This is a genomic window from Mesorhizobium sp. M7A.F.Ca.CA.001.04.2.1 (genome assembly GCF_003998485.1).
Taxonomy (GTDB): domain Bacteria; phylum Pseudomonadota; class Alphaproteobacteria; order Rhizobiales; family Rhizobiaceae; genus Mesorhizobium; species Mesorhizobium ciceri.
Genome location: NZ_RZQT01000014.1, coordinates 17,449 through 41,890, shown reverse-complemented (window position 1 = coordinate 41,890; position 24,442 = coordinate 17,449). Strand labels below are relative to the sequence as shown.

The window sequence follows — 24,442 nt, the reverse complement described above, 5'->3', positions numbered from 1 at the left end:
GCTGATCAACCCCGAGCCCATTATCCATAACACCCGCGTTCCACCGCCAGCCGCCGCACCAGCGCCAGCACGGCATCGATGGTCGGGGTCGGCTTGTCCGTTAGCCTGCCAAGTTCCTGCACCGCGCTCACCAGCGCGTCGATCTCCATCGGCCGGCCACGCTCCAGGTCCTGCAGCATCGAGGTCTTGTGCTCGCCGACATCGCCGGCGCCCTTGATGCGCCGGTCGACCGCGATGGGAAAACGCACGCCGAGGCTTTCGCCGATCGCCTGCGCCTCCAGCATCATGGTGCGGGCGAGCGTCCGGGTGCCCTCGTCGGCAACGATCGCGGCAAGCGTGCTGCCGGTCAGCGCCGAGATCGGGTTGAAGGAGAGATTGCCCCACAGTTTTACCCAGATCTCGCTGCGGATGTCTTCGCGCACCGGCGCCTGCAAGCCGCCCTTGACCATCTCCTCGGCCAGAAGCGTGACCCGTTCGCTGCGCTCGCCCGAGGGTTCGCCGAGCGAGAAGCGTTTGCCCTCGACATGGCGGATGAGCCCCGGCGCATCTACCTCGACCGCGGGATAGACGACCGAGCCGATGACGCGGTCCGGTCCAATCCGCTGCCAGATCGCGCCGCCGGGATCGACCGCGTTCAGCCTGGTGCCTTCGAGTGGCCCGCCGACGCCGTGGAAATACCACCACGGCACGCCGTTCTGCATGGTGACGACTGATGTGTGGTCCCCAAGCAGCGGTGCGATCTGGTCGAGCGCCGGGGTGAGGGAATGGGCCTTCAGCGCCAGCACGACATAATCCTGCACGCCAAGTTCCTCGGCCTTGGCGGCGGCCCGGACAGGGACGGACGTCTCCTGGCCATCCTCGATCAGGCGCAGGCCATCTGCCTTGATCGCTTCCAGATGGGCGCCGCGCGCGACGATCGAGAGATCGGTGCGGCCGGCGGCGGCAAGCTTGGCAGCGAGATAGCCGCCGATCGCACCGGCGCCGAAGATGGTGATCTTCATCGTCAAAGCCCGAGTTTGGCGGCAAGGCCGATGCGCTGCAATTTGCCGGTCGCGCCCTTGGGGATCTCGTCCAGGATCAGGATCTTGCGCGGCACTTTGAAGTCGGCAAGCCGCGTCGCGGCATAGGTGCGGATGTCGCCCTCGGTGGCGCTGATGCCTTCGCGCAGCACAACCGCCGCCGCCACCTCCTCGCCAAGCTTGCCATGCGGCATGGCGAAGGTGACGACCTGCGCCACCGCCGGATGGTCCATCAGCACATCGTCGACCTCGAGTGGCGAGATCTTTTCGCCGCCGCGATTGATGATCTCCTTGAGCCGACCGGTGACCCTGAGATAGCCGTCCCCGTCCAGCACGCCCTGGTCGCCGGTGTGGAACCAGCCATGCGCGAAAGCCGTGGCGTTGGCATCCGGGTTCTTTTCGTAGCCCGTCGTGACATTGGGCCCGCGGATGACGATCTCGCCGGTCTCGCCTGCATCGAGCAGCCGCCCGTCGGGCGCCATCACAGCCACCTCCGGCCCGGCGGAGGCACCAACGCTGCCGGGCTTGCGCTGGCCCGGCGGCAGCCGGTTCGAGGCCATCTGGTGAGCCGCCTCGGTCATCCCGTAGGATTCGATCACTGGGCAGCCGAAGGTCGCTTCCAGCTCGGTCATTACCTGCGCCGGCAGCGACGCCGAGGACGAGCGGATGAAGCGCAGGCGCGCCGCCGCCAGCGCCTCGGTGTTGCGCGCCGCGCGGGCCAGGATCGCCTGATGCATGGTCGGCACCGCCGTGTACCAGCTCGGCTGCGCCTCGCTCAGCCACTGGAAGAAGCGCAGCGCGTTGAAACCCGGCGTGCAGTAGATGCTGCCGCCGGCAGCCAGCGACGACAGCACGGCCGCGATCAGGCCGTGAATGTGGAACAGCGGCATGATATTGAGGCAACGGTCATCGGCCGTCAGGCCAAGCGTGCCGCCGATATGAGCTGCCGAGGCCGCGATGTTGGCATGGCTGAGCGGCACCAGTTTTGGACGCGATGTCGTGCCGGAGGTATGCAGCAGCAGCGCAATGTCGCTGTCTTGCGCCATGTCGGGCGCGGCCTTCGGTCCGATCGCCGCGCCCTCGATAGCAAAACTGCCGGCGGGTGTGCCGGGCTGCACGACAAGCCGCAGCACGCCGATGCCGAGGCGTTCGGCCACCGTCACCGCGGGGCCGGTCTCACCCTCCGCGACAAGGATCGCCTTGGCGCCGATGTCGGTCAGGTAGAAATCGAGCTCGTCGGCCCGGTAGGTGGGGTTGAGCGGCGCCGTCGAGGCGGCGGCCGCCACGGCGACGAAGGCGGTGGCCATCTCGGGCCCGTTCGGCAGCACGATCGCCACCCTGTCGCCGCGGCCGATGCCGCGCGCATGCAGCTGTTTTGCCGTGTCGGCGATCATGCTGCGCAATCCGCCATGGCTGAGCGTTGCCCTGTCGGGCGCCAGAATGGCGGGGGCGTCGTCGGCGCCGGCGGCGAGACGGCGGGAGAGATCTGCGTGGGTTTCAGTTTGGGTCATGATCACCGGCTGGATTTCGAACGATTACTGGCGAGAGCCCTTCTGACGGGCTTGCCTCGATATGGGCGCCATTGGACAACGGATCGCCTCAATAGCCAAGCGCCAAACCATCCTTGCGCGGATCGGAAGCGCCGGTCAGCGTCCCCTTCTCCCAGTCGATCAGCACCACTTGCCCGCCGCCAAGCGGATGATGCGGTTCGGCGATGCGGTGGCCGCGCCGGCGCAGGCCCTCGGTTGCATCAGTGGGAACGCCACGCTCGGCTTCCACTGTGTCATCGTTGTAAAACACCCTCGGCGCATCCAGTGCCTGCTGCGGGTCCATGCCGAAATCGATCATGTTGGTGAGCAGGTGGACATGGCCAAACGGCTGGTAACCGCCGCCCATGACGCCGAACGGCATCACCACGCGGCCGTTCTTCGTCGCCATGCCCGGCATGATCGTGTGCATCGGCCGCTTGCCCGGCGCGATCGCGTTCGGATGCGCCGGGTCGAGGCGGAAGCTCGAACCACGGTTCTGCAGCACGATACCGGTCTTCGGGCCGACGACGCCACTGCCGAACGAATAATAGGTCGAGTTGATGAAGGAGACCGCGTTGCGGTCGCGGTCGACGATGGAGATATAGACCGTGTCGCTGCCGGGCAGCTCGACGCGCGGCAGATGCGTCATGGCGCGGTCGCGGTCGATCTCGGCGCGTAGCCGGTCGGCATAGGCGCCGGACAGGAGCTGCTTCAGGGGCACCGGGACATGGTCCTGGTCGCCGACATAGCGGTCGCGGTCGCGGTAAGCCAGGCGCCCGGCCTCGATCTCCAGATGCAGGCGTTCGGCGCCATTGGGGTCGAGCCCGCCAAGCTCGAAGCCCGACAGCAAATTGAGCATCAAAAGCGCCGTCAGCCCCTGATTGTTCGGCGGCATCTGGTGGATCTCATGGCCGCCATAGGAGGTGCTGACCGGCGCCACATAGTCGCCTCTGGTCGCGGCAAAATCCTCGGCCGTATGAAGTCCGCCCAATTCGTTGAGCCGGCTCACCATATCGTCGGCGACCGCGCCTTCGTAGAAACCGGACCGGCCGTGTTTGGCGATGATGCGCAAGGTCGCCGCCAGTTCCGGCTGCCGATGGACGTCACCCGCCTTCGGCGCCCTGCCGCCGGGCAGGAAGATGCGCGCGGCATGCTCGTCGGCCGACAGGTCGGTCTCCGGCTCGGCCCAGTCGAAGGCGACGCGGTCGTGCACGACATAGCCGTTCTCGGCATAGTGAATGGCCGGCGCCAGCGCCTCGGCAACGCCCTTGCGGCCATGGTCTTCGAGCAGGCGGCTCCAGGCGTCGACGGCGCCCGGTACGGTGACCGCATGCGGACCCTGCAGCGGGATGCGGTCGAAGCCTTTTTCGAGATACCAGCCGACCGTCGCCCTGGCCGGCGCTCGCCCCGAGCCGTTGAAGGCCAGCACATTGCCTTGTCCTCCGGGAGAATAAAGCACGAAGCAGTCGCCACCGATGCCCGTCGATTGCGGCTCGACCACACCCTGCACGGCGGCGGCGCAGACCGCGGCGTCCATGGCATTGCCGCCGGAGCGCAGCATGTCGATGGCCGCAAGCGTTGCAAGCGGATGCGAGGTCGCGGCAACCGCCTCGGTGGCCCGAACCGGCGAGCGGCCGGGAAACTGGAAATCACGCATTCTGTCTGAATATCCCCTAGTCACTTCTGCAAATTGGTCACTGCGAATTGATCTGGTGAAATCAATGCCGCCGGCCGAAGATCTGCGCAACCGACAACAGCACGACCGACAGAACGATCAGGCAGGTCGAGATGGCGGCGATCGTCGGGTCGATCTGGTCGCGCAGCGCATTGAACATACGGCGCGTCAATGTCGTCGTCTCGCCGCCCGATATGAACAGCGAAACCACCACTTCGTCGAAGGAGGTGATGAAGGCAAACAGCGCGCCCGAGACAATCGAGAAGCGCATCTGCGGCATCGTCACCTGCCAGAAGGCGGCGACGCGGCCGGCGCCGAGGCTGCGCGCCACGCGCTCCTGGTTCATGTCGTAGGAGCGCAATCCCGACAGCACGGTCAGCACCACCAACGGCAGCGCCTGCACCGTATGCGCGATGACCAGGCCGGTCAGCGTGTTGTTGAGGCCGATGCGCGCATAGAGAAAGAAGGTGCCGATGCCGATCAGGATCACAGGGACGATCAGCGACGCCGTCAGCAGCGCGTTGATGGTGCCGTTGAAGCGCAGCGTGCCCCGGTTGATGGCATAGGCGGCCGCGGTGCCGAGCGGCGTCGCCACCAGCACTGTCATGACAGCCACCTTGACCGAGACGATCGTGGCATCGCGCCACTCCAGCGACCCGAAATAGGCCTGGTACCAGCGCAGCGACCATTGCTGCGGCGGGAATTGCAGCAGCGTCGAATCGGAAAACGACATGATGACGATGATGATCGACGGTGCGATCAGGAACAGCAGCACGAGGCCGCCGAGGCAATAGAGCCATAGGCGTTGCCGGTGCGAGATAGGCAGGCCGAGATCCCTACTCATCGTGAACTCCACACGCCGGTGGCACGCGCGCCGAGCAGCCACTGGAACAGGCCGAGAAGCGCCAGCGTCACCACCAGCAGCACCACGCCCAGTGCTGCACCCGCGCCCCAGTTTGAATAGAGGCTGGTGGTCTGTTCCATGCGCATCGCCCACATGATGACCTTGCCGCCGCCCATCAAAGCCGGCGTGACGAAGAAGCCCAGGCAGAGCACGAAGACGATGACCACGCCCGAGGCGAGGCCTGGCAGCGACAGCGGAAAGAAGATCTGCCGGAAGGTGGCAGTCGGGCCGGCGCCGAGATTCATGCCGGCGCGCAGGCAGTCGGTGTCGATGGTCTTCATCGAAGCGTAGAGCGGCAGCACCAGGAACGGCAGCAAGATATGCGTCATGCCGATGACGACGCCGGAAAAATTGTTGGCGAGCGATAGCGGCTGGCTGATGATTCCGAGATCGATCAGCCAGCTGTTGATCAGTCCCTTGCGCTGCAGGATCACCAGCCAGGCATAGGTGCGCACCAGAACCGATGTCCAGAACGGCAGGATGACGAAGATCAGGCAGATCGAAGCCGCCCGCCGCGGCAGTTGCGACAGCATGTAGGCCAAGGGATAGCCGAGCAGCACGCAGGCGCCGGTGACGATGAAGGCGACCTTGAAGGTGGTGATGAAGGTCTTGATGTAGGAGGCCTGCTCGAAGAATCGCGCATAATTGGCGGCGCTGAAGCCGCCCGCTTCGTCGAACAGCGACAGCCAGAACAGCCAGCCGATCGGCACGATGATGATGGCGAAGACCAGAAGCAGGCTTGGCGACAACAGCGCCAGCAGCCGTAGTGATTCACGCCGGGCGTCGGCGTGAAGTCCCTGCGTGTTGAGCTCCCGGCCTGCGGCGCTGCCGATCTCTTCCATGAGGGCGGGCTGCGCGCTCATCAGTCTGCCGCCACCAGGATCGTGTCCTGCGCATCGAGACCGAATGAGACTGGCTGGCCGGGCGCCGGCATTTTGGCCAGCACATCGCTGCGGCAATAGTCGCGCAAAGTCAGCTGGCGGCCGTCGCGCAACGCCGCGTAGCAGACGAAGCTGTCGCCCTGATAGATGATGTCGCTGACTTTCGCCTCGAGCACGTTGACGCCGCTTGTCGGTTCGGCGTCTGCCAGGAGCCGCAGCTTTTCCGGCCGCACCACCATCAGGTGCTGGCCTGCCGCCGGCACTGGTGCCGCGGTATGGATTCTCCGGTCCTCGTACCAGACGGAGCCGTTGCGGCACTCGACCGGAATGAAATTCGATTCGCCGATGAAGCCGGCTACAAATCGCGTTTGCGGCCTGGCGTAGAGGGTTTCAGGCTTGTCGAGTTGTTCGATGCGCCCGGCGTTCATGACCGCGATGCGGTCGGACATGGTTATGGCTTCGCGCTGGTCGTGCGTGACATAGACGGTGGTCATGCCGAGCCGGCGATGCAGGGCGCGCAGCTCGATCTGCATGTGCTCGCGCAGGCCCTTGTCGAGCGCCGACAAGGGTTCGTCCATCAGCACGATGCGCGGCTCGAAGACGATGGCGCGCGCCAGCGCCACACGCTGTCGCTGGCCGCCGGAGAGCTGGTCGATCCGGCGCTCGCCCAGGCCCTGCAATTTCACCAGATCGAGCGCCTTCTCGACACGTTCGGCCGTCTCGGCGGCGGCGACGCCGCGCTGCTTCAGCGGAAAGGCGATGTTGTGGAAGACGTTCATGTGCGGAAACAGCGCGTAGTTCTGGAACACCATGCCGATGTTGCGCTTGTGCGGCGGCGTGGTGATGATCTCGTCGCCGCCGACCCTGATCGAGCCGGCATTGGCCCGCACGAAACCGGCCAGGATCATCAGCAGCGTCGTCTTGCCGGAACCGGAAGGGCCGAGCAGCGTCAGGAATTCGCCGGCCTCGACATCGAGGTTAAGGTCGCGCAGCACAGGCACGCTGCCAAATCGTTTCTCGATCCCGCGCATGCCGATGGGCAACGCGGATGGCGCAATGGACAAGATTTTTCGCTCCTTAGCCGCAGAGAACAGGTGGCGAGGCAGTGGCTGGTTACGCTGCCCGCCGTAAGCTTGTGTCCGCAGCCTATTGCTGGACCAGGTTGTTGAACTTTTCCGTCGCCTCGACCAGATTGTCGCGCCAGAATTCTGCATCCTGCAACACCTGCTTCTTGACGTTTTCGGGCGCCGAATTGATGTCCTTGATCCTGTCCTGCGGGATCTTGCCGGTCTCGAAAGCCTTCTCGTTTACTGGGCCATTGTCGACGTAGAGCGGCAGATTGGCCTGCAGCTGCGGGCTGACGAACATCGCAAGCGCCTTCATCGCGGCTTCCTTGTTCTTGGCACCCTTGGGGATGACCATGCAGTCGGCGGTCAGCACGCCCTGGTCAAAGGAGAAGCTGACCGGCGCGCCTTCCTTCTTCAAGGTGCCGGCACGGCCGTTCCAGATGCTTGCCATGTCGACCTCGCCATCCTTGACCAATTGCATGGCCTGAGCGCCGGAGGTCCACCAGGCGTCGACATGGCCACGGATCTTGTCGACCGATTTCAGCGCGCCGTCGACATCCACGGGATAGACCTTGTCGATCGGCAGGCCCGAGGCGAGAGCCGCGACGCTCAGCGTTTCGGTCGCCTGGCTGCCGCTCAACGCGCGCCGTCCCGGAAACTTTTCCACGTTCCAGAAGTCGGCCCAGGTCTTGGGGCCTTTGTCGCCGAAGACGTCTGTGCGGTAGATCAGCACGACGGAGGTGTAGGATATGCCTACCCAGTCGTCATGGACGAGCTTGGGGTTGATGCCGCTCTTGTCGATAATGCCGTAGTCGAGCTTCTCGAACAGCCCTTCCTTCGAACCGCGCGCGCATTCGTCGGCGCCAAGTTCGGTGATGTCCCATTTCACTGCATTGCCGGTTACCTGCAGCCGGACGTCGTCGAGGCCGTTGGTGGTGTCCTCCTTGATGGTGATGCCGAGCGCGTCGGCGGTCGGCTTGAAGAACGCCTTGGTCTGCGCTTCCTGGTAGGTGCCGCCCCACGAGGCGACGGTGATGGTGTCGCCCGCCATTGCGGGGGCCGCGAGGGAGGCCATGAGGCCCGCCATCGCAACGATACTAACGCTTCTGGTCCTGTTCATTTTTTCGGCTCTCCACCGGTGTTCCCATTGTTTTTGATTTAGCATGCTATTTTGTATACAATTTTGAGTGTAGCTTCGGGATCAGCGATGTCAACGCCGATCGGCGCGCCTGGGGTCGTCGACCCGGGCTGGGAGATGGGGCGCCGGGGCGTGGCAAACCGCGCCGACTTTGAATACAGCTATGCGTGAGAACATATGCCGGCGGAAAGACCGGAGAACTGGAAACGGAACTTGGCCAAGGAAACCAAAAACACGCTGCGCGACTCGGTCTATTCCGCGCTCAAGGCGATGATCGTGACCGGCCAGATCCCGCCGGGATCGCGCGTCACCGAGAACGACATCGCCGCAAAACTCAATGTCAGCCGCACGCCGGTGCGCGAGGCCTTCAACCGCCTCGAGCGCGACGGCCTGGTCACCGGCCGGCCGCGCCAGGGCTATGTCGTCACCGAGTTCGACATCAACATGTTCCGCGAGGCCTTCGAGATCCGCGAACTGCTCGACGGCCACGCGACGGCACTGGCCGCCGCTGCTGCGACGGAACAGGACAAGGCGCGGCTGCGTGCCATGCTGGCCGAATGCGAGCGGCTGGCCGCCATTCCGGAGCGCACCACGCACGAAAAATTCCAGGAGCTCGAAGTCGGCATCGACCTGCACCGCGTCATCGCCGAAATCAGCGGCAATGCGATGCTGCATGGCATGCTGTGCGGCATCCTCGACAAGTGCCAGCACTATGTCTGGACCGAGCTGTTGTGGCTCGACGAATGGAAGATCGCCCGCGACGAGCATGCCGAGATCGTCGAGGCGATCTGCGCCGGCGATGCCGCCCGAGCCGGCACGCTGGCCCGCGCCCACGTAAGGGGCTCGCGCGACAATGTGCTGCGCCTGCTGCAGGCGAAATCGGACTACCAGAGTTTTCTGGCCAAGGCGTCCTGAGCGGCGCTGGTGGCGGCGTCAGATGGTCCGAGCGGCCATGGATATTGCTATCGACAGCACTACTATATGTCTCACGAACTGCGACGAGGACGGTCCAGTGCTTCCCTCGACAGGGCTCGATCGGTTGAGCGCATTTTCGGATGGCGTGTTCGCCGTCCTCATCACGGTGCTGGTCCTCGACTTGCGCCCGCCGGAGTTGCCGACGTTCAAGGCGCTTCTGGAGCTCTGGCCGACATGGCTGAGCTACAGCGTCAGCTATCTCTTCATCGCCATCGTCTGGGCGAACCATCATCATCTGTTACGCCACGCCAGGGAGGCGACAGCCAGCCTGATGTGGTACAATTTCGCACATCTGTTCTCGGTTTCGCTGCTGCCGCTGGCGACCGCGTGGATGGCGGTCAGCGAGCTGGCGCCGCAGCCGGTCGCCTTCTATGCCGCCGTCTTCTTCCTGGTGAACCTGACCTACATTCTTCTGATCCGCGAACTCATCGACCCGATGCCGGAGAACGCGGTTCCGCTCGCGGTGCGCAAGCGCATGCGCATCCGGTCGCTCGCGACGCTCTGCCTATTCGCGCTGGCGGGGCTGGTCGCCCTGAAATATCCAGTCGCGGGTTTGGCGATCTGTTGCTGCTGCTTGGCCGTCTATCTCAGGCCGGAAGCGCCCGGGGCAGGCAAAAGCTCGGGCAAAGGCTGAATTCTCGCACCCGACGCGTTAAACGGCTTCAGCCCTTGCGCTCCTGAAGGCTGTTGCCGCCATCGACCACCAGCAGGGCGCCGTTGACATAGCTGGCGCCTTCCGAGGCCAGGAACACGACCGCGGCGGCCACCTCATCCGGTCGCCCGGCCCGCGCCGGCGGCGTATTCAGGGCGGCTTGCCGCTCCATCTCGCTCGACGACCCTGTTTCGATCCAGCCGGGAGCCACGGCATTGACGGTCACGCCGCTTTTCGCCACTTCGAGCGCCAGCGTCCGCGTCAGGCCGACCATGCCGGCCTTGGCGGCGGAATAGGCTGATGTGCCTTCGAAAGACACCAGCGGTCCGGTGACCGACGCCACATTGACGATACGCCCATAGCCCGCTTCGACCATCGCCGGCAGAAACGCCTTGGTGACGAGGAATGCCGTCTTCAGGCTGACGTCGATCCCCTGATCCCAGTCGGCCTCGGTCATGGCGAGAAACGCCTTGTCGACCGATGGCGATGCCAGCGAGCCCATGCCGGCATTGTTGACCAGGATGCCGACCGCGCCGACATCGGCCCGCAGCCGCGCGACATCGGCAGCTATGGTGAGATCGGCGACCACGGCCTTAGCGTCGATGCCTTCTGCACGGAGCTCAACGGCGCGATCGAGCACACGCCCACTGGCACCGGTGAGAAAAACGGCATGGCCGGCACGGCCGAGCTGGCGGGCAATGGCGAAACCGATGCCGTCGGCCGCTCCGGCCCCGGTGATCAAAGCGCGCTTGATGGGGGTAGAGGTCATGGTCAAATCAGGCTCCGCTGGTTGCGCCTGTCGCGGTCTTACCACGCACATTGGGGTGATGGCGCTGCGAAGATTTGCTCTGCAACATCCCGCCCCGCTTTGCGTTCTCGACGTGCGAAGACGAGCCGAACGAGGCGTGGCGATAGAGCGGGCGTGGGAAGGACGATCTTGATGCCCTAGATCCGGAAAATACCGTGTCTTCCGCAGGTGGGTGCTATGCGAGCGGGGCGAAACGGACTCAGCGTGAGCCAATCGCGCGGGTTAGATCCTCTTGTCTCAATTCCGATGTCGTAGCGCGTCGACGATCACCTTGAACGCGGGAAGATTCTGACGACGGCTCGGATAATAGAGGAAATAACCGTCGAAGAAGGGCGACCAATCATCGAGAACCTGCACCAGCAGGCCCGAGGCGATGTGCTGCTCCACGATGTTCTCGGGCACATAGGCGATGCCGTAGCGGTGCACGGCTGCGTCGATCATGGCGTAGGAATTGTTGAAGGTCAGCTGGCCGTTTACCCGGACGCGCAACGCCTGCCCATCCTTCTCGAACTCCCATGCATAAAGACCGCCGGCGGTCTCGTGACGCATATTGATGCAGACGTGGCGGATCAGGTCCTGTGGGTGCTCAGGCACACCACGCGCGGCGAAATAGTCGGGAGAAGCCACGGCCACCAAACGCCAGTCCGGACCAATTCGGACCGCGATCATGTCCTTCTCGACGCTCTCTCCCAACCGGACGCCCGCGTCGAAGCCCTCCTCGATGATGTTGCGGAACGTGCTGTCCAGGATCAGTTCGACACCGATATCGGGATAGGCGCTGAGGATCGGCTTCAGCTTGGGCCAAACCACGCTTTCAAGCGCGTGGTCGGACAGCGTCAGCCTGATCGAGCCCGAGGGTTTTTCACGAAACGCCATCAACGCGGCGATCTCATCCTCGATTTCGCCGATGCGCGGGGCGATCGTCTGTAACAGCCGCTCGCCTGCGGCGGTCGTCGCGACATTGCGCGTGGTGCGGGTCAGGAGGCGTATGCCCATTTGCGCTTCGAGCTGCTTGATCCTGTGACTGAGCGTCGACTGCGCGACGCCGAGCTTTGCCGCCGCCTTGGTGAAGCTGCGCTCCTCGGCGACGGCCTGAAACCACGTCAGTTGATTGAGGTCGGTTTTGGCCATGAGCTTCTCTCGTTTGCCATGCCGCAGCACATTATTCGATGTGGTCGATTAGTTCATGCGAATTTCGATGGCTAATCGCTTTATGGCAAAGCCACTAGTTTTGCGTTGCAACAATTCAGCAGGAGCAAACGACATGGCGATTGCCGCCGCAACCGATGCGGATAGCAAACCGGACGCCGCCTGGGGCGCGGTTCTTTCGATGGCACTGTGTGTGGCAATGCTGATCGCCTCGGAATTCATGCCGGTCAGCCTGCTCACCCCCATGGCCGAAGGATTGCGCGCAACTGAGGGACAGACCGGACAGGCGATCTCGATCGGCGGTCTTTTCGCCATAGCGGCGAGCATGGTCATCACCACTGCCGCTGGAACGCTGAACCGCAAATGGGTTCTGGTCGCGATGACGGCTTTCATGCTGTTGTCACTGGTTCTGGTTGCGGCGGCCCCGAATTTCTCCGTGCTGATGCTCGGTCGAGGCCTGTTGGGCATCTGCATCGGCGGCTTCTGGGCACTGGCCACCGCCGTCATCATGCGGCTGGTCCTGAAAGGGATGTGCCGCGCGCGCTCGCCTTGATGTATGGCGGACAGGCGATCGCTGCGGCCTTCGCCGCGCCGATCGGCAGCTATCTCGGCGCCGTGTTCGGCTGGCGCGCGGTGTTCTGGGCGCTGACGCCAATCGTCGCCATCAACCTCGTCTGGCACTTGATCGCGCTGCCGTCGTTGCCCGCGCGCCAGCGGCAGGATTTCCGGACGATGTTCGGCCTGCTGAAGCGCCCCCATTTCCTGCGCGGCCTTATTGCCTCGATGTTATCCTGGGGCTCGGCCTTCACCATGTTCACCTATCTGCGCCCCTTCCTGGAGCAGGTGACGGGCGTCAACGTGGGGACGCTCTCGATCCTGTTGCTTGTACTGGGCTGTGCGGGCTTCCTCGGAACATGGGCGGCAGGGCGTTTCGTGAGCGGCAATGTCGCACCGCTGCTGCGGTTGCCCGCGCTGCTGATGGGCGGCTGCACGCTGGGGCTCCTGCTTCTCGGCGGTTCGGTAGCCGCCGCCGGCCTCTTCCTTGCTCTCTGGGGCGCGGCGAACACCGCAATGTCTGTGATCTGGATGACGTGGATGTCCCAAAACGCGGACGATGCGCCGGAAGCCGCCGGAAGCCTGATGGTCGCAGCCATCCAGGCGTCGATCCTGCTCGGTGCCGTGGTCGGCGGGCTGCTGCTGGATGGCATGACGGTCTTCGCGACCTTCGCCGGCAGCGTGGTTCTCGCCGGCCTTGCAATCGCCCTGATCGGCAATGGCCGGCGGTTGCTGAAGCCCGGACGCCCCGCACTGACGTTCGTTCAACGAACTGCCCAATCCCAATTCATACCAACAGGAGATCGGAAATGCCCATGAATACCCCTGACACGAAAAATTCGGCAAGCGTCATCCACCGGCGCGAACTGTTGAAGTTGACCGGCGCAGGCGTCGCCGCCTTCGGTGCAGTTTCAATATCCAACCCCTTCAAAGCAAAGGCTCAGAATATGTCAAAGCAATGGGATAAGGTCTTTCCGCTCAGCGATAAGATCGATCACGAGAAGATCACATTCAAGAACCGCTACGGCATCACACTGTCGGGTGATCTCTATCTGCCGAAGGACCGGGCCGGCGGACGTCTGCCGGCGCTTGCCGTCGGCGGTCCGTTCGGCGCTGTTAAGGAACAATCCTCTGGCCTTTACGCGCAGACGATGGCCGAGCGCGGCTTCGTCGCACTGGCTTTCGATCCGTCCTACACCGGCGAAAGCGGCGGCGAGCCGCGCAATCTCGCTTCGCCGGACATCAACACCGAGGATTTCAGCGCGGCCGTCGACTATCTCGGCCTGCACGCCGCCGTCGACCGTGAGCGCATCGGCGTCATCGGCATCTGCGGCTGGGGCGGCATGGCTTTGAATGCCGTCGCCGCAGACAAGCGCGTCAAGGCCGTGGTGGCGAGCACCATGTACGACATGACCCGTGTTATGTCGAAGGGCTACAACGACAGCGTGACCCCCGAACAGCGCGCACAGACATTGGAGCAACTGGGTCGGCAGCGTTGGACGGATGCGGAAAACGGCGCGCCAGCCTATCAACCACCCTACAACGACCTGCACGGCGGCGAGGCGCAGTTCCTGGTCGACTACCATGACTATTACAGGACGCCGCGCGGCTACCATGCGCGCGCGGTCAACTCAGGCAATTCCTGGACGCAGACCACGCCGCTGTCGTTCATGAATATGCCGATCCTGACCTACATCGCTGAAATCTCGCCGCGCCCGATCCTGTTCATCCATGGCGAAAAGACCCATTCGCGCTACTTCAGCGAAACCGCCTTCGCGGCAGCGGCGGAGCCGAAGGAACTCATGATCATTCCAGGCGCCAGCCACACCGATCTTTACGACAAGGTGGACGTGATCCCGTTCGACAAGCTGACCAGCTTCTTCAACCAGCATCTCGCTGCCTGACCAGGTCGTATCGTCGAAGGGTGCGGCCGTGTGCAGGAACGATGGACATGGCCGCACCGACCGGGAGACTTTAAATGACACGCGCCGCCGTATGGCTTTCACGCCGCACCTTGCTGGCAGGTGCTGCCAGCCTCGCGCTCCCCTCTTCGGTGCGCTCTCAGACCGACGCAGCCACGGATAGGAAAGGAGCCACCATGCGCCTTAGATTCATCTTCGGGGATCAGGATTTCACGGCGACGCTGGAGGACAATCCTTCCGCGCACGATCTGGTCTCGATCCTGCCGCTGGATCTGACGATCGACGACTATTCGACCAACGAGAAGATCGCCTACCTGCCGCGCAAGCTCACCGAGGAAGGCAGCGGTCGCTTCGGCAACGAGGCGACTGGCGATCTCTGCTACTACGCCCCCTGGGGCAATCTGGCGATGTTTCATGGTCCCTACCGCTGGTCGCGCGGCCTGATCCGGCTCGGGCGACTGGACCAGGGCCCGGCGCCCCTTCTGACGCGCGGAGAACATCCGCTGCGCGTCGAAATGCTTTCCTGAACCCGGGAAGGCCGCTGCGCATGGGGACAATGCCGCGGATGCCGGAAAACCGAAGCAGGTTTCGAGTGACTGACACACGCCGACCAAGTGGCATGAGCGCCTGCTGACCTCGATCCATGATCTGATACAAATAAATGATGCTCGCCTGTCGGGAGATCGCTGTCAGATCGTCGTCGGCACCATCCACATCGCCAATCACCGCTTGGAGCTCCGCCCCGACCGCGTCAGAACTCCGCCAATCTGAAGAGCTTCGAACTCTTTACTGCCTAACGCCGCCGTTTCTACGCTTTTTCGCTCGCAGGCTATTCCCCGCTCGTCGCGTAGGCGCCAATTCGGCAGCTATATCGTCGCAGGGAAACGATGAATGGTTTTGGCGCGCCCGAAGAGATTCGAACTCCTGACCCCCAGATTCGTAGTCTGGTGCTCTATCCAGCTGAGCTACGGGCGCGCAACAGGCCATGCTTTCCATGACCCCGCGATCCGATCGTGAACGACCGGTCGCGACGAGACGTGTTCCCTAGCGACTGAATTTCCGAAAAGCAAGCCGATCCGGTAAAAGTTTTGTCGCAGGCGTGTCATCCGGCAATGACAGCTCGCTTCTCGGCGCCTCAAAACAACCAAAGCGCATCGTGTCTGGGTGGTTCAGACGATGCGCTTTCCATGCATGCCGGACTCTCAGGGCAAAAGGCCGTTTCGCGGGCGACATGTTTCTGGAAGAAAGGGGTGAGACCGAAAAGCTAGGTGTTGCCAAGCGGAAACCGGTCAAGAACCTCACGCCGGGCGGCGCAGGCCGTTGCGGGCCTGGTCGAGCCGGACCGGCTGGTCGGGGATGGTGACGGCGAATGTGGTGCGCCCGCCAATGCTCTCGACCAGCTCGACCGTGCCGCCATGCGCGCGGATCAGTTCGTGCGCGATCGCCAGGCCAAGGCCGGTGCCGCCGCTGCGCGCCGAGCCGCGAAAGGCCGCGAACAGGTTTTCGCGCGCCTTGGGCGGCAGGCCGGGGCCGGTGTCGCTGACGGCGATGCGGCTGACGCTGCCCAGGCGCACGGCCGACACCGCCAGGCGGCGCACCAGGGCGCTTTCACTGTCGGCCGCCATCGCCTGCACGGAATTCCGGCACAGATTGGTCAGCACCCTGAACAACTGGTCGGAATCGGCATCGACCTCGAAGGCCGGCTCGACCGAATTGACGAACTCGATGCCTTGCTCGATGTCCAGCAGGCCGTGCACGTCCTCGACCAGTTGCCGCAGCCTCAGGCGTCGGCGCGCCGGCGGCGGCTCCTGCGTGCGGCCGTAGTGAAGCACGCCTTCGGAATAAGACACGGCGCGGTCGAGCGCGCGCAGCAGTTTCGGCGCGAAGGCCTGCACCGTCGGATCCTTGACCTGACGCAAGCGGTCCGACATCAGCTGCGCCGAAGCCAGGATGTTGCGCATGTCATGGTTGATCTTGGAAACCGCCAGGCCGAGATCGGCAAGATGCTTCTGCTCGGAGAGCATTTTTTGCAGCCGTTCCTGCATCTGCGACAGCTCGCGCTCGGCAACGCCGATCTCGTCGGCGCGGGCAGCCGGATGGATGATCCGCCCGGGATCGTCAGGGGCTTCGGAGAAGGACAGCATCGAGCGCGTCATCGTCCGGATCGGCCCGATCATGATCAGGTCGATGGCGGCGTAGACCAGCATGGCGGTGAACAGCGAGATCAGCAGCGAGACGAAGGCGACGTTGCGCGAATAGCGCAGCATCGCGTTGCGCAGGCTGTTGTCGGGCATGATCAGCTCGAACTCCTTGTCCGAGTCGCCGACCGGACCGAAGACGCGCAGCATACGGTCGCCGCCGAAAAACAACGTGTCGAGCGCGCCGGTCATGCCCTTGATCATGCCGATCGAGGCGATATCGATGTGTTCGTCGACCTTCGGCGGCATTTCGGCCACCACCAGCAGCCGCGAGACGCCGCCGTCGCGCACCGCGATCGCCTTGGCGCCGATCGCCATCAGCACGTCGTTCTGCGCCGTGCGCGACAGCGAGGTGGGTTCACCCTGCACCAGCACGATCGACACCGCCGCCGCCGTGCTCAGCCGCTCCTTCAGCCAGTTCAGCCGGTAGCTGGCGATCCAGGGCAGGAAGATCAGCACTTCGGCCAGCAGCACGAAGACGATGGTCAGTAGCAGCAGCTTGGTCGACAGGCCGCGCGACAGCGGAACCGTGCGCACGCTGGCCGGCGCCTCGGTGGACCCCGCCGTGCCGATCCCTTCCTGTGCCTGTATGGTTTCGCTCATGCGGCTAATGTCTTCACGATCACTTGATCAACGCAGATTAGGCGATTACGGCTTTTTTGCCAATTTCATCCTTGGTCGCAAACATAAACCGGCCTGAATGGCGAAGCTTTCGGCCCGACGACTCCGGATTGACTTCCAAAAGCCTTCTTTCTATAAGCCCGCACACGCTCGGGCCATTCGTCCCGGCGCGGTTTCGATCGCGCCAAAGCCGGCCCGGCAAAGCTCCTGTTACACAGTGACAGAATCAAGAAGGGCCGCACCCCGCGGTATTAAAACAAATGAAGCGTACCTACCAACCGTCCAAACTCGTCCGCAAACGTCGGCACGGCTTTCGTGCCCGCATGGCCACCAAGGGTGGTCGCGGCGTCGTCGCAGCTCGCCGCAACCGCGGTCGCAAGCGGCTCAGCGCCTGAACGGAAGACGAGATCGTTGCCCGCATCCGGCAAGCCAGTGGGACCAAATCCCAAGCGGCTTCTGAAGCGCGCGGAATTCCTGGCTGTCCGTCGTGGTGAAAAACGACGCGGGCGGCTTTTTCTCGTCGAAGTTCTCGACCGCGGCGACGGCCTGTCGCCGCGCGTCGGCTACACCGTCACCAAGAAGGTCGGCAATGCGGTTGTCCGCAACCGCGTCCGGCGGCGGCTGCGAGAAGCCGTCCGTACGCATGCGGCAAGTGACATGGCGCCTGGCAATGACTATGTCATCGTCGGGCGCGAAGACGTGCTTACCACTCCGTTCGGCCAATTGAAGGCCGAACTCTCCCGCCGACTGCGCGGAACACGATAGGCCAAGGGCTTTCGATGGAAAACAACCGGAACTTCTTCATCACCATCGCGCTGTCGGTGCTGATCCTGGCGGTATGGCAATATTTTTATGTGTTGCCGCGCAGCGAAGCGCAGCGCGAGGCCGCCCGCGTCGAACAGCAGCGCGTCGAGGAGCAGAAGAAGGCCGCCGGCACCAATCCCGGTACCGACACCGGAACGCCCGCCGCCCCTGGCGCCATTCCCAACGCACCCGGCACCGATGCCGTGACGCCGGCCGGCCGCGAACAGGCGCTCGCCACGACGACCCGCGCGAAGATCGACACGCCGAGCCTCGAGGGTTCGATCAACCTGACCGGTGCCCGTCTCGACGACCTCAAGCTCAAGCACTACACCGAGACGGTCGACAAGAACTCGCCCGAGATCAGCCTGCTCAACCCGGCGGCACTGCCCAATGGCTACTATGCCGAGATCGGCTTCGTCGGCAACGACAAGACCGGCGCGGTGCCCGGTCCCGAAACAGTGTGGGCTGTCGACGGCAATGCGACACTGACGCCGACGACCCCGGTCACGCTGACCTATTCGAACGACAAGGGCCTGACCTTCAAGCGCACCTTTTCCGTCGACACCAACTACATGTTCACGGTGTCCGACACGGTGCAGAATGCCGGCACGGCCGCCGTCTCGCTGTCCAATTACGGCCGCGTCACCCGCTTCGACAAGCCGCTCGTTGCAAGCACCTATGTGCTGCATGAGGGCCTGATCGGCTTCACCGGCACGGAAGGCCTGCAGGAACACAAATACGCGTCCATCGAGAAGGACAAGCAGTTCACGCCGGGCAAGTCGACCGACGGCTGGCTCGGCATCACCGACAAATACTGGGCGGTGACGCTGGTGCCGACCGAGAAGCAGCCGTTCCAGCCGCGCTATGCCTATTTCGAGGACGGCCGCCATCGCTACCAGTCCGACTTCCTCACCGACCCGATCACCGTCGATGCCGGCCAGTCGGCGACGGTGGAGAGCGAGATCTTCGCGGGCGCCAAGGAAGTCGGCAAGATCAACGCCTATGCGGAAGACCGTCATATCAAGCGGTTCGACCTTTTGATCGACTGGGGCTGGTTCCACTTCATCACCAAGCCGATGTTCTGGCTGATCGACACGCTCTACAAATTCTTCGGCAATTTCGGCCTGGCCATTCTCGCCACCACCGTCATCGTCAAGGCCATCTTCTATCCGCTCGCCAACAAGTCGTACGCGTCGATGGCGAACATGAAGAAGGTGCAGCCGAAAATGCTCGAGATCCGCGAGAAATACGCGGACGACAAGATGAAGCAGCAGCAGGCGATGATGGAGCTGTACAAGACCGAGAAGATCAACCCGCTTGCCGGCTGCTGGCCGGTGGCGCTGCAGATCCCGGTCTTCTTCTCGCTCTACAAGGTGCTCTACATCACCATCGAAATGCGGCACGCGCCGTTCTTCGGCTGGATCCAGGATCTGGCCGCGCCCGATCCGACGTCGCTGTTCAACCTGTTCGGCCTGATCCCGGTCACCCTGCCGCACATGCTGATGATCGGCGTCTGGCCGCTGATCATGGGCGTCACCATGTTCCTGCAGATGCGCATGAACCCGACGCCGCCGGATCCGACGCAGGCGGCGATCTTCACCTGGATGCCTGTCATCTTCACCTTCATGATGGCGGGTTTCCCGGCCGGCCTGGTCATCTACTGGGCCTGGAACAACACGCTGTCGATCCTCCAGCAGGGCATCATCATGAAGCGCCAGGGCGCCAAGATCGAGCTGTGGGACAATCTGGTCGCGCTGTTCCGAAAGAAACCATCACCGGCCGAATAGAATGCGCAGCGCTTTCTCCAGCCTTCAAAGCCCCGCCTCGCGCGGGGCTTTTCGTTTAAGCAGCTCCGGCATCACGTTCCCGTGATCGGCGAAACTTGCGCCCCCTCGGCGGCGTGACTGCCTGTGCGTTTCCAAAGGCTATCAATTCCGATCAGCCCTCACACGGAGGAAGACCACATGCGCTTGCCGTCATTCAGGATCATCGCCCTTTCCGCACTCGTCGCCGGCGTGGCGATTGCCGCGCCCGCCTATGCCAAGAACCCGAATGTCGGCGGCGCGCCGATGTACACAACCAAGAACATCGTCGAGAACGCCGTCAATTCGAAGGACCACACGACGCTGGTCGCTGCGGTCAAGGCTGCCGGCCTGGTCGACACGCTGCAAAGCGCTGGCCCGTTCACCGTCTTTGCCCCGACCAACGCAGCGTTTGCGAAACTGCCCAAGGGCACCGTCGACACGCTGCTGAAGCCGGAGAACAAGGGCAAGCTCACCAAGGTGCTGACCGCGCATGTCGTGGCCGGCAAGATCTCCGGCGCCGAGATGATGAAGAAGGCCAAGGCGATGGGCGGCAAGTACGAGATGAAGACCGTCTCCGGTGACACGCTGACCGCCGAAGTCAAGAAGGGCAAGCTCTACATCATGGATGAGTCAGGCGGCGAGGCGCGAGTGACGATCGCCGACGTCAACCAGTCGAACGGCGTCATCCATGTCGTCAACAAGGTGTTGTTGCCGAAGTAACGGCTTTCGGCAAAGGGGATCAAGGCAGGTCCGTTGGGGCTTTCTCGGGCCTGCCATCCCCGCCTCATGACGAGGTGCCATGTTTCTTGGGAAGTCGTATCGGCATCGGCCGGGGTCCTGTCCCTCACAGGACCCCGGTTTCTTTTTGGCTGCTGCCTGTGCAGCCGGATAAGTTTCGAGCGTCGTCACTCCATCACGGCGCTGTGGTCGATCTTGGCCGGAGTCGCCGGCTTGCGCAGCAACAGAACCAGCGGAATGGCGGCAAGCGACAGGATCATCATCAGCTTGAAGTCGTTCATATAGCTGATGATCGTGGCCTGCAGCGTGACCACGCCGTCGAGCGCGGCGCGGCCCGCGGCGCTGTAGGGATCCATTGCATGGAAGATCGCCGGATTGCTGAACGCCTGGTTGTAGGGCGTCACATAGGTAGCGATGTTGGCGTGGTTGATCTGCACGTTCTGCGTCAACAGCGCGGTGACCACCGAGATGCCGACGCTGGAGCCGATGTTTCGTGACAGATTGTACAGGCCGGTGCCTTCCGCGCGCCGCTCCGGCGCCAGCGTGGCGAAGGTGATGGTGGTCAGCGGCACGAACAGGAAACCCAGGCCCGCGCCCTGGATGAAGCCGGTGCTGATGATCGTCCATTGCGAGACGTCAGGCGTCCAGCCGGTCATGTCGTACATCGCCCAGGCGGTGACCAGCAGGCCGGTTAGAAGCAGCCAGCGTGTGTCCACCTTGCCGATCAGCCTGCCGACCAGGAACATGCAAGCCATGGTGCCGAGACCGCGCGGCCCCATGACGATGCCGGCCGTCACCACCGGATAGCCCATCAGCGTCTGCAGATAGGGCGTCATCAGGGCCAGCGAGGCCAGATAGGTGATGCCGATGATGAAGATGAAGATCATGCCGACGGCGAAATTCCTGTCGAGGAACAGCCGCGGGTTCACGAAGGTGTTGCGGGCGGTGAAGGTGTGGACGAGGAAGATGTAGAAGGCCGACGCGCAGATCAGCGCCTCGACGATGATCTCGGACGACGAGAACCAGTTGAGCTGCTCGCCGCGATCGAGGAACATCTGCAGCGACGCGATGGTGACGCTGAGCATGCCGAAGCCCAGCCAGTCCAGCCTGGCCTTGAGGTCCGTCTTGGTTTCCTGGACGAACATCGAGACGCCGGCGAAAGCCAGCGCGCCGATCGGTACGTTGATGTAGAACACCCAGCGCCAGCTGACATTCTCGGTCAGCCAGCCGCCGATGACCGGCCCGAGCACCGGCCCGACCATCACCGAAACGCCGAACAGCGCCATCGCCGAGCCGCGCTCCTCGACGCTGTAGATGTCGAGCAGGATGCTCTGCGCCAGCGGCACCAGGGCTGCGCCGAACAGGCCTTGCAGCAGGCGGAAGCCGACGATCTGCGGCAGCGACTGCGCGAAGCCGCACAGCACCGACGCGACGACGAAGCCGGTGATGGAGATCAGCAGGATGCGCTTGCGGCCGAAGCGATTGGCAAGATAGCCTGAAGGCGGCGTCATGACGGCCGCCGCGACGATGTAGGACGTCAGCACCCAGTTTATCTGGTCGGCGCTTGCCGAAACGCTGCCCTGGATATAGGGCAGCGCCACATTGGCGATGGTGGTGTCCAGCGCCTGCATGATCACGGCCAGGATCACGCACGCGGTGATGGCGCCGCGATTGGCGACCACGCCACCTGTCGCGGACGCGCCGGTCATGACTTTTGTCCGAACCGACCGAGGAGCTCCGTCACGAAGTCCGGCAGGCCGCGCGCATGGCCGGTATCGATGCCGACCACGACGCTCATCCCGCCGCGCAGCGGCGGCTTGCCCTGGAGATCGTCCACCGTCACGCGCATCGGAATGCGTTGCACGACCTTGACCCAGTTGCCGGTGGTGTTCTGCGCCGGAAGCAGCGAAAAGCTCGACGACGACGCCGGGCTGATCGAGGCGACCCTGCCGTGCCAGACGGCACCGGGATAGCTGTCGACGCTGATCGTCGCCGTCTGTCCCGGCCGCACATAGGTCAGTTCGGTTTCCTTAGGCTCCGCCGCGATCCACAGCTCGGTCGCCGAAATCAGGCTGAACGCCGGCTGCGAAGCCGGCAGGTACTTGCCGACCTGAAGCGCGTCGACATTGGTGACGATGCCGTCGAATGGCGCCTTGACGATGGAATCGGCAAGGTTGCGCTGGGCGTCGTCCACCGCCGACTGCGCCTGGAGATAGAACGGGTTCTTCTCCACCGGCTGGCTGGCGTCGCCGCCGAGCTGGGCAAGCGTCGCCTGTGCCTGCGCTTGGGCAACGGACACTTTCTGGCGGGCGGCGACGAGGTCGTGCTGGGCGCTGTCGAAGGTCGCCTTGGAGGAGGTGGAGGTCTTGAGCAGATCCTGCTGGCGTTGGAAAGCGGCCTCGTAATAGGGGATGTCGGCCTGCGCCTGCTCGATCAGCGCCTGCGACTGCTGGTAGCTCGCCTGCAAGGTCAGCACCTGGTTGCGCACTGTGCCGAGCTGTGCCTGGGCGGCGGCAAGAGCGGTTTCGAAAGAGGCCGGCCGCAACCGGAAAAGCACCTGGTCCTTCTTCACCGCCTCGTTCTCGTGCACGTCGATCTCGGACACAGTGCCGGAGACATCGGTGGAAACGCCGAGCGACTGCGCCTGGATGTAGGCATTGTCGGTCGTCATGACCTGGCCGCCGATGACGTAGTAATAGCCGCCGACGACCAGCGCGAACGGAAGCAGGGCAAACAGGATCGGCCGTGCCCGGCCGCGCTTGGGCTTGACCGGCGCCGGAGGCGCCACCGCAACCCCGGCCTGGCGTGGCTCCTTGGACGGAGCCTCGAGCGCCGCCGGCTCCAGGGCGACCGGTGCTTCGAGCTCGTCATTGTCGATGACGGTGCTGGCTCGCCTTTGCTCGCGTTCGCTGTCCAGCCGGATGACCTGGTCGCGCGCCCGGTCGGCGGCGGATCCGTCTTCTTCGACAGGCTTCTTTGGTGAGGTTGATTCAGCCATGTGTTTTCTCCCGGTCGGCGGCAGGCTGGGCGCAAGCCGCGAGCAGATTGGATTTGATGAGGGATAGGGTTTGCAGCAGATGCAGTTGCGCATCCGCGGAAAGGCCGACAAAGGCCTCGTCACGCGTCTTCCGCCCATTGCCGCGCATGATTTCGATCAGCGGATGGGCTTGCGGCTTCAGGTACAGCAGCCATGCCCGGCGGTCAGCGGGATCGGGCCGGCGCTCGATGAAGCCGCTTGCTTCCATCTTGTCGAGCAGCCGGGCGAGCGTGATCGGCGTGATCTCGATCAGGTCCGCCAGTTTGTTCTGGTGGATGCCTTCATGCAGGCTGAGATAGGCCAGCACCTGCCACTGGGCGCGGGTCAGCCCCGATGCCCGCGACCTCTGCTCGAACCGCTTTCGAAGCAGGCGCGCGACATCGTGCAGCACGAAGCTGATGTTGGGTGACGATGGCATGGGAGGTACTGGAGTTTTTCGGCGCAACTGTTAGTGAGCATGCTTATTATCATCATGCACATAATCTTGCTGGACGCGGTGCGCAAGACGGACTAAGCCCGCCTGGAAAAAATGACGCATGGGCTGCGACCCACCCAAAGGCTCAGGTAGCGGGCTGTTGCCGGGCAAGGATACGACGATGAATTGGCTGAAGATCGCGACCGTGGCGGCCATTGCGGGATGGCCGGGCATTGCGCTCGCAAAGGGCGCCGTCAGTTGCGGCGGCGCCGCCATGCTGGGTGGCGCGCAATTGAACTGCAGCCACGTCGAACCCCAGGCGCCGCCTCAGTTTTGCACTTATAGCTGGGCTCTCCACATGCCGGCCGGCGACCAGAAAATCGTCGAAGGCAGCTTCATGCTGCCGCCCGGCGCCACGAATGTCACCGTCTATCAGGGCAGCGGTTTCGACAGTGCGCTGTCCGATCCGATCGTGATTTGCCGCGGCAGCAAATGAGCAAGGCCGTCAAGGAAAGCTCGCTCGTCGCCCGATTGGTGCTATAGGGCGGAT

General features: G+C 63.6%; 22 protein-coding genes, 1 tRNA gene and 1 pseudogene. 10 read left to right on the top strand and 14 right to left on the bottom strand.

What is annotated here, in order from left to right; translation table 11 throughout:
* Positions 1 to 20: 20 nt before the first annotated feature.
* The 7 genes from EN955_RS07080 to EN955_RS07050 all read right to left on the bottom strand — a co-directional run bounded on the left by EN955_RS07080 (position 21) and on the right by EN955_RS07050 (position 8,195).
* The gene (locus EN955_RS07080; protein WP_013528521.1) at positions 21 to 1,001 is read right to left on the bottom strand and encodes a 2-dehydropantoate 2-reductase; all 981 of its coding nucleotides are present in this window, start codon (positions 999 to 1,001) and stop codon (positions 21 to 23) included.
* A 2-nt stretch (positions 1,002 to 1,003) separates the two neighbouring features.
* Positions 1,004 to 2,530 carry an acyl--CoA ligase gene (locus EN955_RS07075; protein ID WP_024502109.1) on the bottom strand — a complete coding sequence of 509 codons (1,527 nt, stop codon included), beginning with the start codon at positions 2,528 to 2,530 and terminating at the stop codon, positions 1,004 to 1,006.
* A gap of 88 nt (positions 2,531 to 2,618) precedes the next feature.
* The gene (gene ggt / locus EN955_RS07070; RefSeq protein ID WP_024502108.1) at positions 2,619 to 4,205 is read right to left on the bottom strand and encodes a gamma-glutamyltransferase; all 1,587 of its coding nucleotides are present in this window, start codon (positions 4,203 to 4,205) and stop codon (positions 2,619 to 2,621) included.
* A 61-nt stretch (positions 4,206 to 4,266) separates the two neighbouring features.
* On the bottom strand, positions 4,267 to 5,067 hold the full coding sequence (locus EN955_RS07065; RefSeq protein ID WP_024502107.1) for an ABC transporter permease: 801 nt from the start codon (positions 5,065 to 5,067) through the stop codon (positions 4,267 to 4,269).
* Positions 5,064 to 5,990: an ABC transporter permease gene (locus EN955_RS07060; protein WP_013528517.1), complete on the bottom strand. Its 927-nt coding sequence runs from the start codon at positions 5,988 to 5,990 to the stop codon at positions 5,064 to 5,066. Before EN955_RS07060 ends, EN955_RS07065 begins: the two co-directional genes overlap by 4 nt.
* The gene (locus EN955_RS07055; RefSeq protein WP_024502106.1) at positions 5,990 to 7,072 is read right to left on the bottom strand and encodes an ABC transporter ATP-binding protein; all 1,083 of its coding nucleotides are present in this window, start codon (positions 7,070 to 7,072) and stop codon (positions 5,990 to 5,992) included. Before EN955_RS07055 ends, EN955_RS07060 begins: the two co-directional genes overlap by 1 nt.
* A gap of 82 nt (positions 7,073 to 7,154) precedes the next feature.
* Positions 7,155 to 8,195, bottom strand: a complete 1,041-nt coding sequence (locus tag EN955_RS07050) for an ABC transporter substrate-binding protein (protein ID WP_024502105.1) — start codon at positions 8,193 to 8,195, stop codon at positions 7,155 to 7,157.
* Positions 8,196 to 8,426: 231 nt separating this feature from the next.
* On the opposite strand from EN955_RS07050, the gene EN955_RS07040 reads away from it, so the two are divergent.
* Together EN955_RS07040 and EN955_RS07035 are read left to right on the top strand one after the other, a co-directional pair.
* Positions 8,427 to 9,128, top strand: a complete 702-nt coding sequence (locus EN955_RS07040; RefSeq protein WP_024502104.1) for a GntR family transcriptional regulator — start codon at positions 8,427 to 8,429, stop codon at positions 9,126 to 9,128.
* Positions 9,129 to 9,252: 124 nt separating this feature from the next.
* Positions 9,253 to 9,822 carry a TMEM175 family protein gene (locus tag EN955_RS07035; RefSeq protein WP_027161123.1) on the top strand — a complete coding sequence of 190 codons (570 nt, stop codon included), beginning with the start codon at positions 9,253 to 9,255 and terminating at the stop codon, positions 9,820 to 9,822.
* Between the two features lie 28 nt (positions 9,823 to 9,850).
* Here the strand turns inward: EN955_RS07035 and EN955_RS07030 are convergent, their stop codons facing one another.
* Together EN955_RS07030 and EN955_RS07025 are read right to left on the bottom strand one after the other, a co-directional pair.
* Positions 9,851 to 10,609, bottom strand: coding sequence for an SDR family NAD(P)-dependent oxidoreductase (locus EN955_RS07030; protein WP_024502102.1), 759 nt, complete (start codon positions 10,607 to 10,609; stop codon positions 9,851 to 9,853).
* Positions 10,610 to 10,885: 276 nt separating this feature from the next.
* Positions 10,886 to 11,779 (bottom strand): LysR family transcriptional regulator, encoded by an 894-nt coding sequence (locus tag EN955_RS07025; RefSeq protein ID WP_024502101.1) that lies wholly within the window; start codon positions 11,777 to 11,779, stop codon positions 10,886 to 10,888.
* A gap of 55 nt (positions 11,780 to 11,834) precedes the next feature.
* Here EN955_RS07025 and EN955_RS35950 point away from each other — a divergent pair.
* From EN955_RS35950 to EN955_RS07010, 3 genes and pseudogenes are all read left to right on the top strand, one after another.
* Positions 11,835 to 13,171, top strand: a pseudogene (locus EN955_RS35950) (MFS transporter).
* Positions 13,162 to 14,256: an alpha/beta hydrolase gene (locus EN955_RS07015; protein ID WP_024502100.1), complete on the top strand. Its 1,095-nt coding sequence runs from the start codon at positions 13,162 to 13,164 to the stop codon at positions 14,254 to 14,256. The pseudogene EN955_RS35950 and the gene EN955_RS07015 overlap by 10 nt, the downstream one beginning before the upstream one ends.
* Positions 14,257 to 14,330: 74 nt before the next feature.
* The gene (locus EN955_RS07010; protein ID WP_024502099.1) at positions 14,331 to 14,801 is read left to right on the top strand and encodes a cyclophilin-like fold protein; all 471 of its coding nucleotides are present in this window, start codon (positions 14,331 to 14,333) and stop codon (positions 14,799 to 14,801) included.
* 371 nt (positions 14,802 to 15,172) lie between these two features.
* Here the strand turns inward: EN955_RS07010 and EN955_RS07005 are convergent.
* Both EN955_RS07005 and EN955_RS07000 read right to left on the bottom strand, forming a co-directional pair.
* Positions 15,173 to 15,249: transfer RNA gene (locus EN955_RS07005), tRNA-Arg, on the bottom strand.
* 323 nt (positions 15,250 to 15,572) lie between these two features.
* Entirely contained in the window at positions 15,573 to 17,075 is a 1,503-nt protein-coding gene (locus tag EN955_RS07000; RefSeq protein WP_013528506.1) for a HAMP domain-containing sensor histidine kinase, read from the bottom strand.
* Positions 17,076 to 17,353: 278 nt separating this feature from the next.
* Here EN955_RS07000 and rpmH point away from each other — a divergent pair, with 278 nt between their 5' ends.
* The 4 genes from rpmH to EN955_RS06975 all read left to right on the top strand — a co-directional run bounded on the left by rpmH (position 17,354) and on the right by EN955_RS06975 (position 20,422).
* Positions 17,354 to 17,488, top strand: coding sequence for a 50S ribosomal protein L34 (rpmH, locus tag EN955_RS06990; RefSeq protein WP_008833937.1), 135 nt, complete (start codon positions 17,354 to 17,356; stop codon positions 17,486 to 17,488).
* Between the two features lie 16 nt (positions 17,489 to 17,504).
* Positions 17,505 to 17,858, top strand: coding sequence for a ribonuclease P protein component (gene rnpA, locus EN955_RS06985; RefSeq protein ID WP_013528505.1), 354 nt, complete (start codon positions 17,505 to 17,507; stop codon positions 17,856 to 17,858).
* Between the two features lie 14 nt (positions 17,859 to 17,872).
* A complete protein-coding gene (gene yidC / locus EN955_RS06980; protein WP_013528504.1) occupies positions 17,873 to 19,684 on the top strand; it encodes a membrane protein insertase YidC in 1,812 nt (603 codons plus the stop codon).
* Between the two features lie 177 nt (positions 19,685 to 19,861).
* Positions 19,862 to 20,422 carry a fasciclin domain-containing protein gene (locus EN955_RS06975; RefSeq protein WP_013528503.1) on the top strand — a complete coding sequence of 187 codons (561 nt, stop codon included), beginning with the start codon at positions 19,862 to 19,864 and terminating at the stop codon, positions 20,420 to 20,422.
* 185 nt (positions 20,423 to 20,607) lie between these two features.
* On the opposite strand, the gene EN955_RS06970 is transcribed toward EN955_RS06975, so the two are convergent.
* Genes EN955_RS06970 through EN955_RS06960 form a run of 3 tightly spaced genes read right to left on the bottom strand, consistent with a single transcriptional unit; the run spans position 20,608 to position 23,895 of the window.
* A complete protein-coding gene (locus tag EN955_RS06970; protein WP_024502098.1) occupies positions 20,608 to 22,149 on the bottom strand; it encodes a DHA2 family efflux MFS transporter permease subunit in 1,542 nt (513 codons plus the stop codon).
* Positions 22,146 to 23,438 (bottom strand): HlyD family secretion protein, encoded by a 1,293-nt coding sequence (locus tag EN955_RS06965; RefSeq protein WP_024502097.1) that lies wholly within the window; start codon positions 23,436 to 23,438, stop codon positions 22,146 to 22,148. The genes EN955_RS06970 and EN955_RS06965 overlap by 4 nt, the downstream gene beginning before the upstream one ends.
* Positions 23,431 to 23,895, bottom strand: a complete 465-nt coding sequence (locus tag EN955_RS06960; protein WP_013528500.1) for a MarR family winged helix-turn-helix transcriptional regulator — start codon at positions 23,893 to 23,895, stop codon at positions 23,431 to 23,433. Before EN955_RS06960 ends, EN955_RS06965 begins: the two co-directional genes overlap by 8 nt.
* Positions 23,896 to 24,073: 178 nt before the next feature.
* Between EN955_RS06960 and EN955_RS06955 the strand changes: the two genes are divergently transcribed.
* Positions 24,074 to 24,388 carry a hypothetical protein gene (locus EN955_RS06955; protein ID WP_024502096.1) on the top strand — a complete coding sequence of 105 codons (315 nt, stop codon included), beginning with the start codon at positions 24,074 to 24,076 and terminating at the stop codon, positions 24,386 to 24,388.
* The last annotated feature ends 54 nt before the right edge of the window (positions 24,389 to 24,442 follow it).

Bases quoted from the DNA above. Each gene is read 5' to 3' on its own strand.
- EN955_RS07080 (WP_013528521.1), bottom strand. From the start codon at position 1,001: ATGAAGATCACCATCTTCGGCGCCGGTGCGATCGGCGGCTATCTCGCT.
- EN955_RS07075 (WP_024502109.1), bottom strand. From the start codon at position 2,530: ATGACCCAAACTGAAACCCACGCAGATCTCTCCCGCCGTCTCGCCGCC.
- ggt (WP_024502108.1), bottom strand. From the start codon at position 4,205: ATGCGTGATTTCCAGTTTCCCGGCCGCTCGCCGGTTCGGGCCACCGAG.
- EN955_RS07065 (WP_024502107.1), bottom strand. From the start codon at position 5,067: ATGAGTAGGGATCTCGGCCTGCCTATCTCGCACCGGCAACGCCTATGG.
- EN955_RS07060 (WP_013528517.1), bottom strand. From the start codon at position 5,990: ATGAGCGCGCAGCCCGCCCTCATGGAAGAGATCGGCAGCGCCGCAGGC.
- EN955_RS07050 (WP_024502105.1), bottom strand. From the start codon at position 8,195: ATGAACAGGACCAGAAGCGTTAGTATCGTTGCGATGGCGGGCCTCATG.
- EN955_RS07030 (WP_024502102.1), bottom strand. From the start codon at position 10,609: ATGACCTCTACCCCCATCAAGCGCGCTTTGATCACCGGGGCCGGAGCG.
- EN955_RS07025 (WP_024502101.1), bottom strand. From the start codon at position 11,779: ATGGCCAAAACCGACCTCAATCAACTGACGTGGTTTCAGGCCGTCGCC.
- EN955_RS07015 (WP_024502100.1), top strand. From the start codon at position 13,162: ATGCCCATGAATACCCCTGACACGAAAAATTCGGCAAGCGTCATCCAC.
- EN955_RS07010 (WP_024502099.1), top strand. From the start codon at position 14,331: ATGACACGCGCCGCCGTATGGCTTTCACGCCGCACCTTGCTGGCAGGT.
- EN955_RS07000 (WP_013528506.1), bottom strand. From the start codon at position 17,075: ATGAGCGAAACCATACAGGCACAGGAAGGGATCGGCACGGCGGGGTCC.
- rpmH (WP_008833937.1), top strand. From the start codon at position 17,354: ATGAAGCGTACCTACCAACCGTCCAAACTCGTCCGCAAACGTCGGCAC.
- yidC (WP_013528504.1), top strand. From the start codon at position 17,873: ATGGAAAACAACCGGAACTTCTTCATCACCATCGCGCTGTCGGTGCTG.
- EN955_RS06975 (WP_013528503.1), top strand. From the start codon at position 19,862: ATGCGCTTGCCGTCATTCAGGATCATCGCCCTTTCCGCACTCGTCGCC.
- EN955_RS06970 (WP_024502098.1), bottom strand. From the start codon at position 22,149: ATGACCGGCGCGTCCGCGACAGGTGGCGTGGTCGCCAATCGCGGCGCC.
- EN955_RS06965 (WP_024502097.1), bottom strand. From the start codon at position 23,438: ATGGCTGAATCAACCTCACCAAAGAAGCCTGTCGAAGAAGACGGATCC.
- EN955_RS06960 (WP_013528500.1), bottom strand. From the start codon at position 23,895: ATGCCATCGTCACCCAACATCAGCTTCGTGCTGCACGATGTCGCGCGC.
- EN955_RS06955 (WP_024502096.1), top strand. From the start codon at position 24,074: ATGAATTGGCTGAAGATCGCGACCGTGGCGGCCATTGCGGGATGGCCG.